The organism is Pseudomonas sp. PDM26 (assembly GCF_019219185.1).
GTDB lineage: Bacteria > Pseudomonadota > Gammaproteobacteria > Pseudomonadales > Pseudomonadaceae > Aquipseudomonas.
This window is the reverse complement of sequence record NZ_JAHUWC010000008.1, coordinates 109246-124473: the sequence shown is the minus strand read 5'-3', so window position 1 is coordinate 124473 and position 15228 is coordinate 109246. Positions and strand designations below refer to the sequence as shown.

Genomic DNA, 15228 nt, shown 5'->3' with positions numbered 1-15228 from the left:
CTCAGCGGTTGGCGTCGGAATGAGTCATGGCGGTGTAGAACAGCCAGGACACCAACAGGATGATCAGGAAGTACACCAGCGAGAAGGCCGCTGCCGGCCCCAGGTCGAATTGCCCTACAGCCATCTGGGTCAAGGTCTGACTGAGGAAGGTCGTGGCATTGCCAGGACCGCCGCCCGTGAGTACGAACGGTTCGGTGTAGATCATGAAACTGTCCATGAAGCGCAGCATCACCGCGATCAGCAATACACTCTTGAGCTTGGGCAACTGGATATGCCGGAACACCGCCCAGGCCGAGGCACGGTCGATCCGCGCCGCCTGGTAATACACGTCGGGAATCGCCCGCAACCCGGAGAAGCACAGCAGCGCCACCAGCGAGGTCCAGTGCCAGACGTCCATGATCAGCACCGTGACCCAGGCGTCCATGGTGTTCGCCGCATAGTTGTAGCTGATGCCCATGGCCTTGAGACTCGCCCCCAGCAGACCGATATCGGCGCGGCCGAAGATCTGCCAGATGGTGCCGACCACGTTCCACGGGATCAGCAACGGGATCGCCAGCACGATCAACACCACCGAAGACCAGCGGCCCTTGGTCGGCATGGTCAGGGCAATGGCGATGCCCAGCGGAATTTCGATCAGTAGCACACAGGCGGAATAGATGAACTGACGCAGCAACGAGTCGTGCAGCCTCGGGTCGAGCAGCACTTGCTTGTACCAGTCGGCGCCGACGAAATAGCGGCTGGACTGGTCGAAGATGTCCTGCACCGAATAGTTGACCACGGTCATCATCGGGACCACCGCACTGAACGCCACCAGCAGGAACACCGGCAGCACCAGCCACCAGGCCTTGTTGTTCTGCACTTTGTTCATGGCTGCCCCTCAATGTTGGCTTGGGTTTCCAGGAGGAATTCGTCGGCATAGACCATCAGCCATTGCGCCGGAAAACTGATGTAGGCCGTGCCCTGCGGCACCGGTTTGTCTTCGGCCAGGCGCACTTTCAGGGGCGCACCATCGAGGTCGAGGCTCATGATCTTGTAAGTGCCCAGGTCTTCGACGTGTACGACCTTTGCCCGCTGCGCGTCATCAAAGGCTTCGTCCCACACATGGACGAACTCCGGTCGAATGCCGACTTTCAGGGTTTTCCATTCCGATTCAGCAATACGCTGCTGCATCGCCTCGGACAGCGGCAAGTGCGTCGAGGCGAAACCGACACCACCCGGTTGCGGCTGCACCTCGATCAGGTTCATCCCCGGACTGCCAATGAAGTAGCCGACAAAGGTGTGGCTCGGGCGCTCGAACAACTCCCGCGGCGTGCCGAACTGCACGATCTGCCCGCCGTACATCACCGCAATCTTGTCGGCGAAGGTCGAGGCCTCCAGCTGATCGTGGGTGACGTAGACCATGGTGATGTTGAACTGCTCATGAATCTGCTTGAGCTTGCGTCGCAGCTTCCACTTCAGGTGCGGGTCGATCACCGTCAGCGGCTCGTCGAAGAGGATCGCCGACACGTCATCGCGCACCAGCCCGCGGCCCATGGAGACTTTCTGTTTTTCGTCGGCGGTGAGGTTGCGAGCTTTCTTGTACAGCAGTGCCTGGAGGTCGAGGACTTCAGCGATTTCTTGCACTTTACTGTAAATTTTCGCTTCCACCATGCCTTGATTGCGCAACGGGAAGGCCAGGTTGTCGAACACCGTCATGGTGTCGTAGACCACCGGAAACTGGAAAACCTGGGCGATGTTGCGCTTCTCCGGGGTCAGGTTGTTGACCGCTTTGCCGTCGAACAGCACATGGCCCTGGGACGGGCTGAGCAGCCCGGAAATGATGTTGAGCAAGGTTGATTTGCCGCAGCCCGATGGACCGAGCAACGCGTAAGCGCCGCCCTGCTCCCAGATGTGATCCATCTCGCGGATCGCGTAGTCCTCAGGTCCGGCCGGGGTCTTGGTGTAGCTGTGGGCCAGGTTCTGCAAACGGATTTCGGCCATCAGGCAACCCTCGTGACACGCCGGCCCGGCGCCTGGACCAGGCGCCCCTGCGTATCGAACACAAACAGTTTATGGGTCGGGATGTAGATGCGGATCGGCGCATCGACATCGTATTCGTGGACACCCGGCAAGTGCAGCACCAGCAGGAAATGCTCGTTGCGCACGTGCAGGAAGGTTTCCGAACCGCTGATCTCGGCCACCTCGACGGTCACCGCCAGCTCAAGATCATCATCATTGCTCGGTACCAGCGAGATATGGCTGGGCCGCACGCCGAAGCGGAACTCGCCCTCGCCCACCGGGCGCAGATCGACGTTCAGCGGGAAGTGCACGAAATTGGCGAAACTGACTTCGTTGCCGGCAATGCGCCCCGGCATCAAATTGATCGGCGGCTCGGAGAACAGCTCGGCCGCCAGCACCGATTGCGGTTGGTGATAAACCGACGAGGACTGGCCGCTCTGGATCACCCGGCCTTCATGAAGAATGGTCGTGGTACCGCCCAGAGCCAGGGCTTCATTGGGTTCGGTGGTGGCGTAGATGGCAATGGTGTGGCGCGCCTTGAACAGCTCGCGCATTTCCTGGCGCAGCTCTTCGCGCAACTTGTAGTCGAGGTTGACCAGTGGCTCGTCGAACAGGATCAGCTCGGCGTCCTTGACCAGCGCCCGGGCCATCGCCGTGCGCTGTTGCTGGCCGCCGGAGAGTTCGAGGGGATGGCGCTGGAGGAATTTCTCGATGCGCAGCATCTTCGCGGTTTCCAGCACCTTGCTCTGGATCAGCTCGCTGGATACACCGGCCTGGCGCAGCGGCGAGGCGATGTTCTCGAAGACGGTCATCGTCGGATAGTTGATGAACTGCTGATAGACCATCGACACGTTACGCAGGCGCACCGGGCGCTGGGTGACATCGACGCCGTTCATCAGGATGCGGCCGCTGTCGGGCTTGTCCAGACCGGCCATCAAGCGCATCAGGCTGGTTTTGCCGGACAAGGTGCGACCCAGCAAAACGTTGAAGGAACCGGGTTCAAAACTCAGGTTGGCATCGTCGATCCAGATCTGGCCCTCGACGGTACGGCTGACGTGCTCCAGGGTGAGTGACATGGCTCGGCCTTTTTATTATTTGGAGTCAAGCGACCAGAGCTCTAAAGCGACAAACATGCCAGAAATCACAAGCTGTTGATTTAACTTGAAATTATTGAAAAGCATAGTCAATCGACGTTCGTTGCTGAACACAAATGAACAATCTGAAATGAACAATTGAACAGTTCACCCATTGACAGTGAACAATAGTGAACAACACTCTACGGACTGTTCACGCCCCCCTGTAGGAGCTGCCGCAGGCTGCGATCTTTTGATCTTGCTGTTCAAAAACAAGATCAAAAGATCGCAGCCTGCGGCAGCTCCTACCGGGATCGGCGTTACCCATAAAAACAATAAGAATGCTGATTCAGAGATCGACTGCCATGGCCGCACCCGCATTGCCGCTGTCCCACGACGCCATCATCCAGGACTCCTGGTCCCGTTGCCGCGCGTTCGGCCTCAGTCATCAGAGCGCGCCGGTATTCGATCAGTTGCCGGCAGCGGGCATTGCGCAATTGCTGGAGAGCCAACATTCACTGGTGCAAACCACCCACCAGGAAGTGCTGCCCTACTACGAGAACATCCTGAGCAATTCCAATTGCCTGATCATGCTCGCCGACCATCAGGGCCAGGTGCTCACGTCGTGGGGAACGCAGCGCTTTATCGAACCCAAACTGGCCCGGGGCTTCAGCGCCGGCGCCAGCTGGATGGAACGCTGCAGCGGCACCAACGCCATTGGCACCGCCCTGGCCTGTGAACAAGCGGTGCACATCGAGCACGATGAACATTTCCTCAAGGCCAACCGCTTCATGACCGGCTCCGCCGCGCCGATTTTCGATGCCGAACGCAAGGTGATCGCGGTGCTGGACGTGTCCAGTGACAGCTACCTGCCGCCCTCCCACACCCTGGGCATGGTCAAGATGATGAGCCAGACCGTGGAAAACCGGCTGATCCTCAACCTGTTCCATGGCCAGCATTTCCAGTTGACGTTCAATACCGGACTGAACAATTTCGACAGTCAGTGGGCCGGCTTGCTGATCTTCGATGAGACGGGCCAGGTGCTGTCGGCCAATCGCCGGGCCGACAATCTGCTGGGCATCAGCCTGTCGCGGGTCAGTGTCGAAAGCCTGTTCAAGGTCTCGTTGCTGGAATTGTTGAATCAACCCGAAGGTCTGCCCTTCGCCCTGCAAACCTCTGGACGCAATCGCTTCCAGTGCCTGCTGAAAAGGCCGAAGCAGGTTCCGATCCAGCCGCGGCTTTTTTCAGAAAACAAGAGCGCCGAACCTGCCACGGCAAACCCGACACCAGCGGCGATCGACCTCAACACCCTGCACTTCGGCGACAGTCGCGTGGAAAAAGCCGTGCGCCAGGCCGAACGCCTGCTGGAAAAAGACATCCCGCTGTTGATCCACGGCGAAACCGGAGTCGGCAAGGAAGTCTTCGTCAAGGCCCTGCACCACGCCAGCTCGCGCAGCAAACAAGCGCTCATCGCCGTCAACTGTGCAGCGATCCCCGCCGAACTGGTGGAATCTGAGCTGTTCGGTTATGAGAAAGGCGCGTTCACCGGGGCCAACCAGAAAGGCAGCATCGGCCTGATCCGCAAGGCCGACAAAGGCACGCTGTTCCTCGACGAAATCGGTGACATGCCGCTGCCGACCCAGGCCCGACTGTTGCGGGTGTTGCAGGAGCGTTGCGTGCAGCCGGTGGGCAGCAGCGAGTTGTTCCCGGTGGATATCCGCATCATTTCCGCGACCAACCGCTCCTTGCGCGAACAGGTACAACTGGGGCGGTTTCGTGAAGACCTGTATTACCGCATCGGCGGCCTGACCCTGGAATTGCCGCCGTTAAGAGAGCGCAGCGATAAAGAGGCACTGTTCAAACGCCTGTGGGAACAGCACCGCGAACCCAGCCAATGGGCTGGACTGAGCCGCGAGGTATTGGAGTTGTTCGACCGCCACCCGTGGCCGGGGAATTTGCGCCAGGTCAGCAGTGTGATGCAGGTGGCGTTGGCCATGGCCGAGGAGCAACCGGTGCGGCCGGAGCATTTGCCGGAGGATTTTTTTGTTGATCTGGAGATGGAGCCGGTCGACTCGCCGGAACCGTTGGCCGTGGATCTGAATGATGCCGAGGATTTGAATCGGCAGTTGCAGGCAGCGGGGGGGAATATTTCCCATCTGGCGCGGCGGTTGGGGGTTAGTCGCAATACCCTGTACAAGCGGTTGCGTCAGTCGGAGGGTTAAAAGCCAGATCAAAAGATCGCAGCCTGCGGCAGCTCCTACAGGGTGTATGCAATCCCAGTGTAGGAGCTGCCGCAGGCTGCGATCTTTTGATTGTAAAAAAACAAAAACCCGCACAAGGCGGGTTTTGTTTTGTAGCCAATACAGCTGCTATCAGTCAGCCAGACGCCAAGTCGTCCCGCCCTTCCCGTCTTCCAGCACCACGCCCATGGCGGTGAGCTGATCGCGGATTCGGTCGGATTCGGCCCAGTCCTTGCCGGCACGTGCTGCCAGGCGCGCAGCGATCAGCGCCTCGACTTCGGCTGCATCCACACGCCCTTCGGCACCGGCCTGCAGGAAGTCATCGGCTTCAAGCTGCAATACACCCAGCACGCTCGCCAGTTCCTTCAAGCGCGCTGCCAGACCGGCCGCTGCATCCAGATCGCTCTCGCGCAGGCGGTTGATCTCGCGAACCATCTCGAACAGCACCGCGCAGGCTTCCGGCGTACCGAAGTCGTCGTTCATCACCGTGGTGAAACGCTCGACGAAAGCTTCGCCGCCAGCAGGCGCCACGTTCGGCAGGCCTTTCAACGCGTGGTAGAAACGCTCCAGAGCGCCCTTGGCGTCCTTGAGGTTGTCTTCCGAGTAGTTGATGGCGCTGCGGTAGTGGCTCGACACCAGCAGGTAACGCACGACTTCCGGGTGGTACTTGTCGAGCACGTCGCGGATGGTGAAGAAGTTGTTCAAGGACTTGGACATCTTCTCGCCATTGATGCGGATCATGCCGCAATGCATCCACGCGTTGGCGTAAGTCTTGCCGGTGGCCGCTTCGCTCTGGGCGATTTCGTTTTCGTGGTGCGGGAACTCGAGGTCGCTGCCGCCGCCATGAATGTCGAAAGTCTCGCCGAGGCAGCAGGTCGACATCACCGAGCACTCGATGTGCCAGCCCGGACGCCCGGCGCCCCATGGTGATTCCCAACTCGGCTCGCCCGGTTTTGCGGCTTTCCACAATACGAAGTCCAGCGGATCCTGCTTGGACTCGTCGACTTCGATCCGTGCGCCGATGCGCAGGTCTTCGATCTTCTTGCGCGACAGCTTGCCGTAGCCCATGAACTTGCCGACGCGGTAGTACACGTCGCCATTGCCCGGGGCATAGGCGTAGCCCTTGTCGATCAGGGTCTGGATCATCGCGTGCATGCCCGGGATATGATCGGTGGCACGCGGCTCCATGTCCGGCTTCTTGATGTTCAGGCGCGCTTCATCTTCGTGCATCGCCGCGATCATGCGCTCGGTCAGCGCTTCGAACGACTCGCCGTTCTCGCGGGCACGATTGATGATCTTGTCGTCGATGTCAGTGATGTTGCGCACGTAGGTCAGGTCGTAGCCGCTGAAGCGCAACCAGCGCGTCACCAGGTCGAACGCGACCATGCTGCGGCCGTGGCCCAGGTGGCAGTAGTCGTACACGGTCATGCCGCACACGTACATGCGCACCTTGTTGCCATCGAGCGGCTTGAAGACTTCTTTGCTCTTGGTGAGCGTGTTGTAGATCGTAAGCACGTTTAATCCTTGAATCACTGGCCCCACGAATCACGCAAGGTCACGGTACGGTTGAATACCGGCTGACCTGGTTTCGAGTCCTTGATATCCGCGACGAAGTAACCTTCGCGCTCGAACTGGAAACGGTCTTCCGGCTGTGCATTGCCCAGCGAGGGTTCAGCACGACAACCAGTGAGAACTTGCAGCGAGTCAGGGTTGATGTTGTCCAGGAAACTGGCACTGTCTTCGGCTTTTTCCGGGTTCGCAGAACGGAACAGACGATCGTACAGACGCACTTCGCACTCGACGCTGGCCGCGGCCGGCACCCAGTGGACCACACCTTTGACCTTGCGGCCTTCAGGGTTCTTGCCCAGGGTGTCCGGATCGTACGAGCAGCGCAGTTCGACGATATTGCCGTCGGCGTCCTTGATCGCTTCGTCGGCACGGATCACGTAGCTGCCGCGCAGACGCACTTCGCCGTTCGGCTCCAGGCGTTTGTAGCCTTTTGGCGGCTCTTCCATGAAGTCTTCACGGTCGATGTAGATCTCACGGGCGAACGGCAGAACGCGCATGCCCATGTCTTCTTTCGGATGGCACGGCAGTTCGAGGTTCTCGACCGGGCCTTCCGGGTAGTTGGTGATCACGACTTTCAGCGGACGCAGCACGCACATGGCGCGCGGGGCGCTCTGGTCGAGGTCGTCGCGGATGCTGAATTCGAGCATGCCGAAGTCCACCACGCCGTCGGAACGGTTGGTGCCGATCATTTCGCAGAAGTTGCGGATCGATTTCGGCGTGTAGCCACGGCGGCGGAAGCCCGACAGCGTGGACATGCGCGGGTCGTCCCAGCCATTGACGTGACCTTCGTCCACAAGCTGCTTGAGCTTGCGCTTGCTGGTGATGGTGTAGTTCAGGTTCAGGCGGCTGAACTCGTACTGGCGCGGGTGCGCCGGCACTGGCAGGTTATCGAGGAACCAGTCGTACAGCGGACGATGGCTTTCGAACTCCAGGGTGCAGATCGAGTGGGTAATGCCTTCGATGGCGTCCGACTGACCGTGGGTGAAGTCGTAGTTCGGGTAAATGCACCACTTGTCACCGGTCTGGTGGTGATGGGCATGTCGGATGCGGTACATGATCGGGTCGCGCAGGTTCATGTTCGGCGAGGCCATGTCGATCTTGGCCCGCAGCACGCGTGCGCCGTCCTTGAACTCGCCGGCCTTCATGCGGGCGAACAGGTCGAGGTTCTCTTCAACCGAGCGGTCGCGGAACGGACTGTTCTTGCCCGGCTCGGTCAGGCTGCCACGGTATTCCTTGGCTTGTTCAGGGGTCAGGTCGTCAACATAGGCCTTGCCGGCCTTGATCAGCTCCACCGCCCAGTCATGCAACTGGTCGAAATACTGCGAGGCGTAGCGCACTTCACCGGACCACTCGAAGCCCAGCCATTTCACGTCGCTTTCGATCGCGTCGATGTATTCCTGGTCTTCCTTGGCCGGGTTGGTGTCGTCGAAACGCAGGTGCGTGACGCCGCCGAACTCCTGGGCCAGGCCGAAGTTCACACAGATCGACTTGGCGTGACCGATGTGCAGGTAGCCGTTGGGTTCAGGCGGGAAACGGGTGACGATCTGCGTGTGCTTGCCCGAGTCCAGGTCTGCCTGGATGATCGGCCGCAGGAAGTTGACCGGCACGGCAGGGCCGGTCTTGGCATTCGAGGTAGGGTCGACAGTGGGCTTGCTCATAGGATCCTTGAACGTACAAGTGCGTGGCCGTAATGAAGGCCGGACAAAACAAAGCCGCTATCATAGCCGATGCCGTCAAGTACCTGACAGAGCGCACTCTGTAAACCGTCGCATTTAATAGGCCGCAAATGAAAAAACAGCCTCGAAATTCGCGTCTGGCAGGCTAAACTGCGCACCTTGGCCAAAACAGGCTGAACCGGTGGCGGGACATGAGGTTCCAACACCACGAATTCCTTATAAAGAGTAACGATCATGACCCAAGTCAAACTGACTACCAACTTCGGCGACATCGTCCTCGAACTGAACGCCGATAAAGCCCCGATCACCGTGGCCAACTTCGTCGAATACGTCAAAGCCGGTCACTACGAAAACACCGTTTTCCACCGCGTCATCGGTAACTTCATGATCCAGGGCGGCGGTTTCGAGCCAGGCATGAAAGAAAAGAAAGACAAGCGTCCAAGCATCCAGAACGAAGCGGACAACGGCCTTTCCAACGACAAGTACACCGTCGCCATGGCCCGCACCATGGAACCGCATTCGGCTTCCGCGCAGTTCTTCATCAACGTGGCGGACAACAGCTTCCTCAACCACAGCGGCAAGAACGTTCAGGGCTGGGGCTACGCGGTATTCGGTAAAGTGACCGCCGGCACTGACGTTGTTGACAAGATCAAAGGCGTTTCGACCACTTCCAAGGCCGGCCACCAGGACGTACCAGCAGACGACGTGATCATCGAGAAAGCCGAGATCATTGAGTGATATTGCTGATTTCAGACTTGCATCTGGAAGAGGAGCGCCCGGACATTACCCGGGCGTTTCTGGATTTGCTCGCCGGACGCGCCCGCTCGGCGAGTGCGTTGTACATTCTGGGCGACTTCTTCGAGGTGTGGATTGGCGACGACGCCATGACACCCTTCCAGCGTTCCATCTGCCAGGCCCTGCGCGACCTCAGCGACAGCGGCACGGCCATTTTTCTGATGCACGGCAATCGCGACTTCCTGCTCGGCAAGGCGTTCTGCAAACAGGCCGGCTGCACCTTGTTGAAAGATCCGAGTGTCGTGCAACTCAACGGCGAGCCGGTGCTGCTGATGCACGGCGACAGCCTCTGCACCCGTGACGAAGCCTATATGAAGCTGCGTCGCTACCTGCGCAACCCGATCACCCTGTTCATCCTGCGGCACTTACCGCTGAGCACCCGGCATAAACTGGCGCGCAAGCTGCGCAGTGAAAGCCGTGCGCAAACGCGGATGAAGGCCAATGACATTGTCGATGTCACGCCCTTGGAAATTCCGCGGATCATGCAGCAATACGGCGTGAAGACCTTGATCCACGGGCATACCCACCGTCCCGCGATTCATAAGCTGCAGCTTGGCGAGCAAGCGGCCAGGCGCATTGTGCTGGGGGATTGGGATCGTCAGGGTTGGGCGTTGCAGGTGGATGAGCAAGGGTTTGCGCTGGCGCCCTTTGATTTCGCCCCGCCGCCGACGCCTGCGCTTCCCCACCCGTAGCCTCATCGCGCACCTGTAGGAGCCGGCTTGCCGGCGAACCAGACGACGCGGTGTATCAGATACGCCCCCTTCGCTGGCAAGCCAGCCCCTACAGAGTTAGTGTCCAGCCGAGGCCGCAGGCCCGGCCTTTGCCGTAAACGGCGGCTTGGCCAGCCACACGATCAGGATCAGCCCCATGAACATCCAGCCCAGCAAGGTGAAGTAATCCACCGTGGACATGATGTACGCCTGGCTGATCACCGTCTGCTCCAGCTGCGTGTAGGCCTTGGCCCCTGCCCCGCCCAGATGGGTCAGCGCTTCGCGAGTCGCCGGATCGAACGGGGTGATGCTTTCAGTCAGGTAGGCGTGATGCTGATCGGCACGACGAATCCAGATCCAGGTGGTCAGCGACGCCGCGAAACTACCGCCCAGGGTCCTCAAGAACGTCGCCAGCCCCGAACCGTCGGCGATCTGGCTCGGTGGCAGGTCCGAGAGCAGGATGGTCAGGGTCGGCATGAAGAACAGCGCCACGCCAATCCCCATGAACAGTTGCACCATGGCGATGTGCTGGAAGTCCACTTCATTGGTGAAGCCTGCGCGCATGAAACAGCTCAGGCCGATGGCCAGGAACGCCCCGCCCGCCAGCACGCGCATGTCGAATCGCGGCGCGTACTTGCCGACAAACGGCGACAGCAGCACCGGCAGGATCCCCAGCGGTGCCACGGCAAAACCGGCCCAGGTCGCGGTGTAGCCCAAGCGTGTCTGCAGCCACTGCGGCAGGATCAGGTTGATCCCGAAGAACCCGGCATACCCCAGAATCAACACGATGGTGCCGTAGCGGAAGTTGCGATGGGCGAACAGGCGCAGGTTGACCACCGGGTGTTCGTCGGTCATTTCCCAGATCACGAAGAACGCCAGGGCCACCACCGAAATCACCGAACCGACAATGATGAAGCTCGATTCGAACCAGTCGGCGTCGTTGCCCTTGTCGAGCACGATCTGCAACGCGCCGACGCCGATGATCAGCGCGATCAAACCCACGTAATCCATCGGTTGGCGGCTGGTGACCACCGGGCGCTTTTTCATCTGCTGGGTCACCACCCATGCCGCGAACAGGCCGATCGGCACGTTGATGAAGAAAATCCACGGCCAGCTGTAGCTGTCGGTGATCCAGCCGCCAAGGATTGGCCCGGCAATCGGCGCGACCACCGTGACCATTGCCAGCAGTGCCAGTGCCATCCCACGTTTCGCCGGGGGGTAAACTGCAATCAGCAGGGTCTGGGTCATCGGGTACAGCGGCCCCGCCACCACCCCTTGCAGCACCCGGAAGCCCACCAGCTCAGCCATTGAGGTGGAAATCCCGCACAAAAACGAGGCCAGCACGAACAGCAGTGTCGCCCAGACAAACAGCTTCACCTCGCCAAAACGGCGACTGAGCCAACCGGTCAACGGCAAGGCGATGGCGTTGCTCACGGCGAACGAGGTGATGACCCAGGTGCCCTGCTCCGAACTCACGCCCAGGTTGCCGGAGATCGTCGGCAACGCCACGTTGGCGATGGTGGTGTCGAGCACTTGCATGAAGGTCGCCAGCGACAGGCCGATGGTGCTGAGCAACAGGCTGGGCGGTGTGAAAGACGCGTTATTGCTCATCGCGAATCCTTTGAAACCTGATTGACACTGCGCCTGTTACCGGCGCAACTGACCCTGTGGGAGCTGTGGCGAGGGGGCTTGCCCCCGTTGGGCTGCGAAGCAGCCCCAAAATTTCCGATGTATCGAAGATCTTGTGAGTGCTGCGCACTCAAACGGGGGCAAGCCCCCTCGCCACAGGTCGCTCCCACAGAGGTCGAAGTGATGACGGATTGGCAAATCAGCGTTGCACGGTCTTGCTGACCGCGGCGCTGTTGTCGTGGATCAGCTGGGTGATCATCGCGTCGGCCTCAGCCAACTGACGGTCGTAGACGTTGGTGCTGAACGAAGCTTTCTGCGGCGGCTGTTGCGCCAGCACCGGACCGCTCTGGTCGCGCAGGTTCACATCGACCATGGTCGACAGGCCCACCCGCAACGGGTGCCTGGCCAGTTCTTCGGCGTTGACGTGGATCCGCACCGGCACGCGCTGCACGATCTTGATCCAGTTGCCGGTGGCGTTCTGCGCCGGCAGCAAGGCAAATGCGCTGCCGGTCCCGGCGCCGAGGCTGTCGATGGTGCCGCTGTACTTCACGTCGCTGCCGTAGAGGTCGGTTTCGATCTCCACCGGCTGACCGATACGCATGTCACGCAGCTGGGTTTCCTTGAAGTTGGCGTCAATCCACAGCTGATCCAGCGGAATCACCGCCATCAGCGCGGTACCCGGTTGCACGCGCTGGCCAAGCTGTACGGTACGTTTGGCCACGTATCCGGTCACCGGTGCGATCAAGGTGCTGCGGGCATTGTTCAGGTAGGCCTGACGCAGTTGTGCGGCGGCGGCCATCACGTCCGGGTGCGACGAAACCACGGTGTCATCGACCAGCGCGCTGGTGGTCTTGAGCTTTTGTTCGGCGTTGGCCAGGGCGTTTTGCGCCGAGGTCAGGTCGTCGCGGGCGTGGGACAGCTCTTCCTGGGAAATCGCCCCGCCAGCGGCGAGGTTCTTGCGTCGGTTGAAATTGTCCTGGGCCTTTTGCACTTCGGCTTTCTGGGCGTTGACCTGGGCTTTCATGCCATCTACATCGCTGTACAAGCCACGCACCTGACGCACGGTGCGGGCCAGATTGGCCTGGGCGTTTTGCAGACCGATTTCGGCATCGTTCGGGTCGAAATTCACCAGCACCTGGCCCTCATGGACCAGATCGCCATCATCAGCGCCGATGCTGACCACGGTGCCGGTGACCAGTGGCGTGATTTCCACCACGTTGCCGTTCACGTAGGCGTCGTCGGTGCTTTCGCTCCAGCGCCCGTAAAACTCGTGGTAGGCCCAGACGCCTGCGCCGCTGAGCGCGACGGCGGCAGCCAGTACCAACAGCATGAATTTGCGCTTGCCCGAATTGGGGTTGCCCTGGGTGATTTCAAGCGGTTGAGTTGTATCGGCAGTGGCCATGACAAATACCTTGAATTAGTGGGTCAACGTGGCTGGGGGGCGTTGGCCGAGGCGATGGCCTCAGGCTGGAAACCGCCGCCCAGCGCCTGCATCAACTGGATCGACAGGTCAATCTGCTCGGCATTCAGGTTGGCCAACTGACGCTGGGCCTGGAGCAGTTGCTGCTCGATGCTGAGCACGTCCAGGTAGTTGCCGATGCCGGAACCGTAACGCTGGACCACGGTGTTGTAGGAATCCTGGGCGATGTCGGTGGCGTGCTGCTGGGCAGCGATCTGCCGGCCGATATCGCGCAACTGGTTGATACTGTCACTGACATCCCCCAGCGCCTTGACCAGACTTTTGTTGTACTGCGCCACGGCGAGGTCGTAATCGGCGTCGCTCGAATCGAGGTCGGCGCGCAGGCGGCCACCGTCGAAGATCGGCACCGAGATCGTCGGTGCAATGTTGAAGAAACGGCTGGCCGAACCAAACATCGCATCGCCCAACAGGGATTCAGCACCGGCAGCGGCGCTGAGGTTCAGGTTGGGATAGAACCGGGTCTTGCCGGCATCGATGTTTTTGCTCGCCGCCTCGACCCGCCAGCGCGCGGCCACCAGGTCCGGGCGACGCCCGAGCAACTCGGCCGGCAGCACTGAAGGTAGCGCTACCGCACTCGGCTGAAGAATGTTTGGACGGGCAATTTCATTGCCACGGTCCGGGCCTTTGCCGAGCAGCACCGCAAGCGCGATTTTCGTGCTGTTCAGGCGTTTTTCGGCGTCGATCAGGTTGGCCTGGGAAGTGGCTTCCAGGCTTTCGGTCTGCTGGAACTGGTATTGGCTGTCGATCCCGGCAGTCAGGCGCCGCTGGCTCAGCTCGAGCATTTGTCGGGTGCGCTTGAGGTCTTCGCTGGACAGGTCATAGACGATGTGCGCCTGCCCCAGATCGCTGTAGGCCCGGGCGACATCGGCGGCCAGGGTCAGTTGCGCAGCCTGCTGGTCGACTTCGGCGGCTCGGGCCTGGCCGAGGGCCGCTTCCCAGGCATCGCGCTGACCGCCCCACAGGTCGAAGTTGTAATTGAAACGGGTGCTGATGTTGCGAATGGTGGCGTACGCATCACCCTGCCCGCGCGGGTCCTGGTCCCGGGCCAGGCGCGAGCGGCTGACACCGGCGCTGGCATCCAGGGTCGGCATCCGCTCGGCGTCGGCTGCGGAAGCGGCAGCGCTGGCCTGATGGGCACGGGCGTCGGCGATCTGCATGTCCGGACTGTCACGCAGGGCCTCGCGGATCAGGCCGTCGAGTTGCGGGTCGCCGAGGCTTTTCCACCAGTCGCTTTTCGGCCAGGCGGCTGGCGACAGGGTCACGCCGCCAAGGGATTGCCCGGCCTCGAGGCTCTTCGCATCGAGGTTGACGCCCTGGGTTTTCAAGCCGCTGTAACTGGCGCAACCGGCCAGGCTCATGGCCAACAACACCAGACTCAGGCCGGTACGCAAGGGGTTACTGCTCACTTGTCACCTACCCGCAGCAGGGTGATCGCGTCACCGGCTGCCACCAGAATTTTCTTCAGGATCAGCTCCAGGGTTTTCAATTCTTCTGGAGTGATGGCGCCGGCCAGTTCATTCATGGCTTCGGCGCCGATGTGCGGCAACAGCCCGGCGAGCTTCTGCCCTTCTTCCGTGAGTACAAGCTGCACCTGACGGCGGTCCGCCTCGGAGCGTTGACGCGCAAGGAAACCTTTCTGTTCCAGGCGATCGAGCATGCGCGTCATCGAGCCGCTGTCCAGGGACAAGTGGCGGCACAACTCGCCCGGCGAATCGACGCCGAACTGGGCCATGATGATCAACACCTTGAACTGCGCGGCAGTGATGCCGTGGGGTTCCATGTGAGTGTCGATGATCCGGTCCTTGAGCAACGCAGCACGTCCGAGCAGCAGGCCGAGATGGCAATTGTGGAAATCGTCTGGAGAGAAATGCTTCATCTGACCACCAGTTAGCTGCCTAGGCAGTGAATGTATGTCGAGATGTTACTGCCTAGGCAGCGAATGTCAACGAAATAGTTAGCAGGCTTGGTAAGTAGTTGACCAATGGTGTCGGACAATGCAAAAAGATCGCAGCCTTCGGCAGCTCCTACAGGGTTTTATGTACACCCGTAGGAGCTGCC

The 15228-nt window shown here is 60.4% G+C and carries 12 protein-coding genes; 3 read left to right on the top strand and 9 right to left on the bottom strand.

The window, feature by feature from the left end; genetic code table 11:
* Position 1: 1 nt before the first annotated feature.
* The 3 genes from KW849_RS16900 to KW849_RS16890 are packed head-to-tail and all read right to left on the bottom strand — an operon-like array spanning position 2 to position 3074.
* Positions 2-868, bottom strand: a complete 867-nt coding sequence (locus tag KW849_RS16900; protein ID WP_108219065.1) for a carbohydrate ABC transporter permease — start codon at positions 866-868, stop codon at positions 2-4.
* Positions 865-1980: an ABC transporter ATP-binding protein gene (locus KW849_RS16895; protein ID WP_218430466.1), complete on the bottom strand. Its 1116-nt coding sequence runs from the start codon at positions 1978-1980 to the stop codon at positions 865-867. The genes KW849_RS16900 and KW849_RS16895 overlap by 4 nt, the downstream gene beginning before the upstream one ends.
* Positions 1980-3074: an ABC transporter ATP-binding protein gene (locus KW849_RS16890; protein WP_108219067.1), complete on the bottom strand. Its 1095-nt coding sequence runs from the start codon at positions 3072-3074 to the stop codon at positions 1980-1982. The genes KW849_RS16895 and KW849_RS16890 overlap by 1 nt, the downstream gene beginning before the upstream one ends.
* Before the next feature lie 362 nt (positions 3075-3436).
* On the opposite strand from KW849_RS16890, the gene KW849_RS16885 reads away from it, so the two are divergent.
* Positions 3437-5293, top strand: a complete 1857-nt coding sequence (locus KW849_RS16885; RefSeq protein ID WP_218430465.1) for a sigma-54-dependent Fis family transcriptional regulator — start codon at positions 3437-3439, stop codon at positions 5291-5293.
* A 150-nt stretch (positions 5294-5443) separates the two neighbouring features.
* Here the strand turns inward: KW849_RS16885 and cysS are convergent, their stop codons facing one another.
* Both cysS and KW849_RS16875 read right to left on the bottom strand, forming a co-directional pair.
* On the bottom strand, positions 5444-6826 hold the full coding sequence (gene cysS, locus KW849_RS16880; protein WP_218430464.1) for a cysteine--tRNA ligase: 1383 nt from the start codon (positions 6824-6826) through the stop codon (positions 5444-5446).
* Between the two features lie 14 nt (positions 6827-6840).
* Positions 6841-8538, bottom strand: coding sequence for a glutamine--tRNA ligase/YqeY domain fusion protein (locus KW849_RS16875; RefSeq protein WP_218430463.1), 1698 nt, complete (start codon positions 8536-8538; stop codon positions 6841-6843).
* Between the two features lie 252 nt (positions 8539-8790).
* Here KW849_RS16875 and KW849_RS16870 point away from each other — a divergent pair, with 252 nt between their 5' ends.
* Positions 8791-9294 carry a peptidylprolyl isomerase gene (locus KW849_RS16870; protein WP_218430462.1) on the top strand — a complete coding sequence of 168 codons (504 nt, stop codon included), beginning with the start codon at positions 8791-8793 and terminating at the stop codon, positions 9292-9294.
* Positions 9291-10043 (top strand): UDP-2,3-diacylglucosamine diphosphatase, encoded by a 753-nt coding sequence (gene lpxH, locus KW849_RS16865; RefSeq protein WP_218430461.1) that lies wholly within the window; start codon positions 9291-9293, stop codon positions 10041-10043. The genes KW849_RS16870 and lpxH overlap by 4 nt, the downstream gene beginning before the upstream one ends.
* 96 nt (positions 10044-10139) lie before the next feature.
* Here the strand turns inward: lpxH and KW849_RS16860 are convergent, their stop codons facing one another.
* The 4 genes from KW849_RS16860 to KW849_RS16845 form a co-directional block, all read right to left on the bottom strand.
* Positions 10140-11672 carry a DHA2 family efflux MFS transporter permease subunit gene (locus KW849_RS16860; RefSeq protein WP_218430460.1) on the bottom strand — a complete coding sequence of 511 codons (1533 nt, stop codon included), beginning with the start codon at positions 11670-11672 and terminating at the stop codon, positions 10140-10142.
* Between the two features lie 217 nt (positions 11673-11889).
* Positions 11890-13092, bottom strand: coding sequence for an efflux RND transporter periplasmic adaptor subunit (locus tag KW849_RS16855; RefSeq protein WP_218430459.1), 1203 nt, complete (start codon positions 13090-13092; stop codon positions 11890-11892).
* Between the two features lie 23 nt (positions 13093-13115).
* Positions 13116-14576: an efflux transporter outer membrane subunit gene (locus tag KW849_RS16850; protein ID WP_218430458.1), complete on the bottom strand. Its 1461-nt coding sequence runs from the start codon at positions 14574-14576 to the stop codon at positions 13116-13118.
* Positions 14573-15046, bottom strand: a complete 474-nt coding sequence (locus KW849_RS16845) for a MarR family winged helix-turn-helix transcriptional regulator (RefSeq protein WP_218430457.1) — start codon at positions 15044-15046, stop codon at positions 14573-14575. The genes KW849_RS16850 and KW849_RS16845 overlap by 4 nt, the downstream gene beginning before the upstream one ends.
* Positions 15047-15228 lie beyond the last annotated feature (182 nt).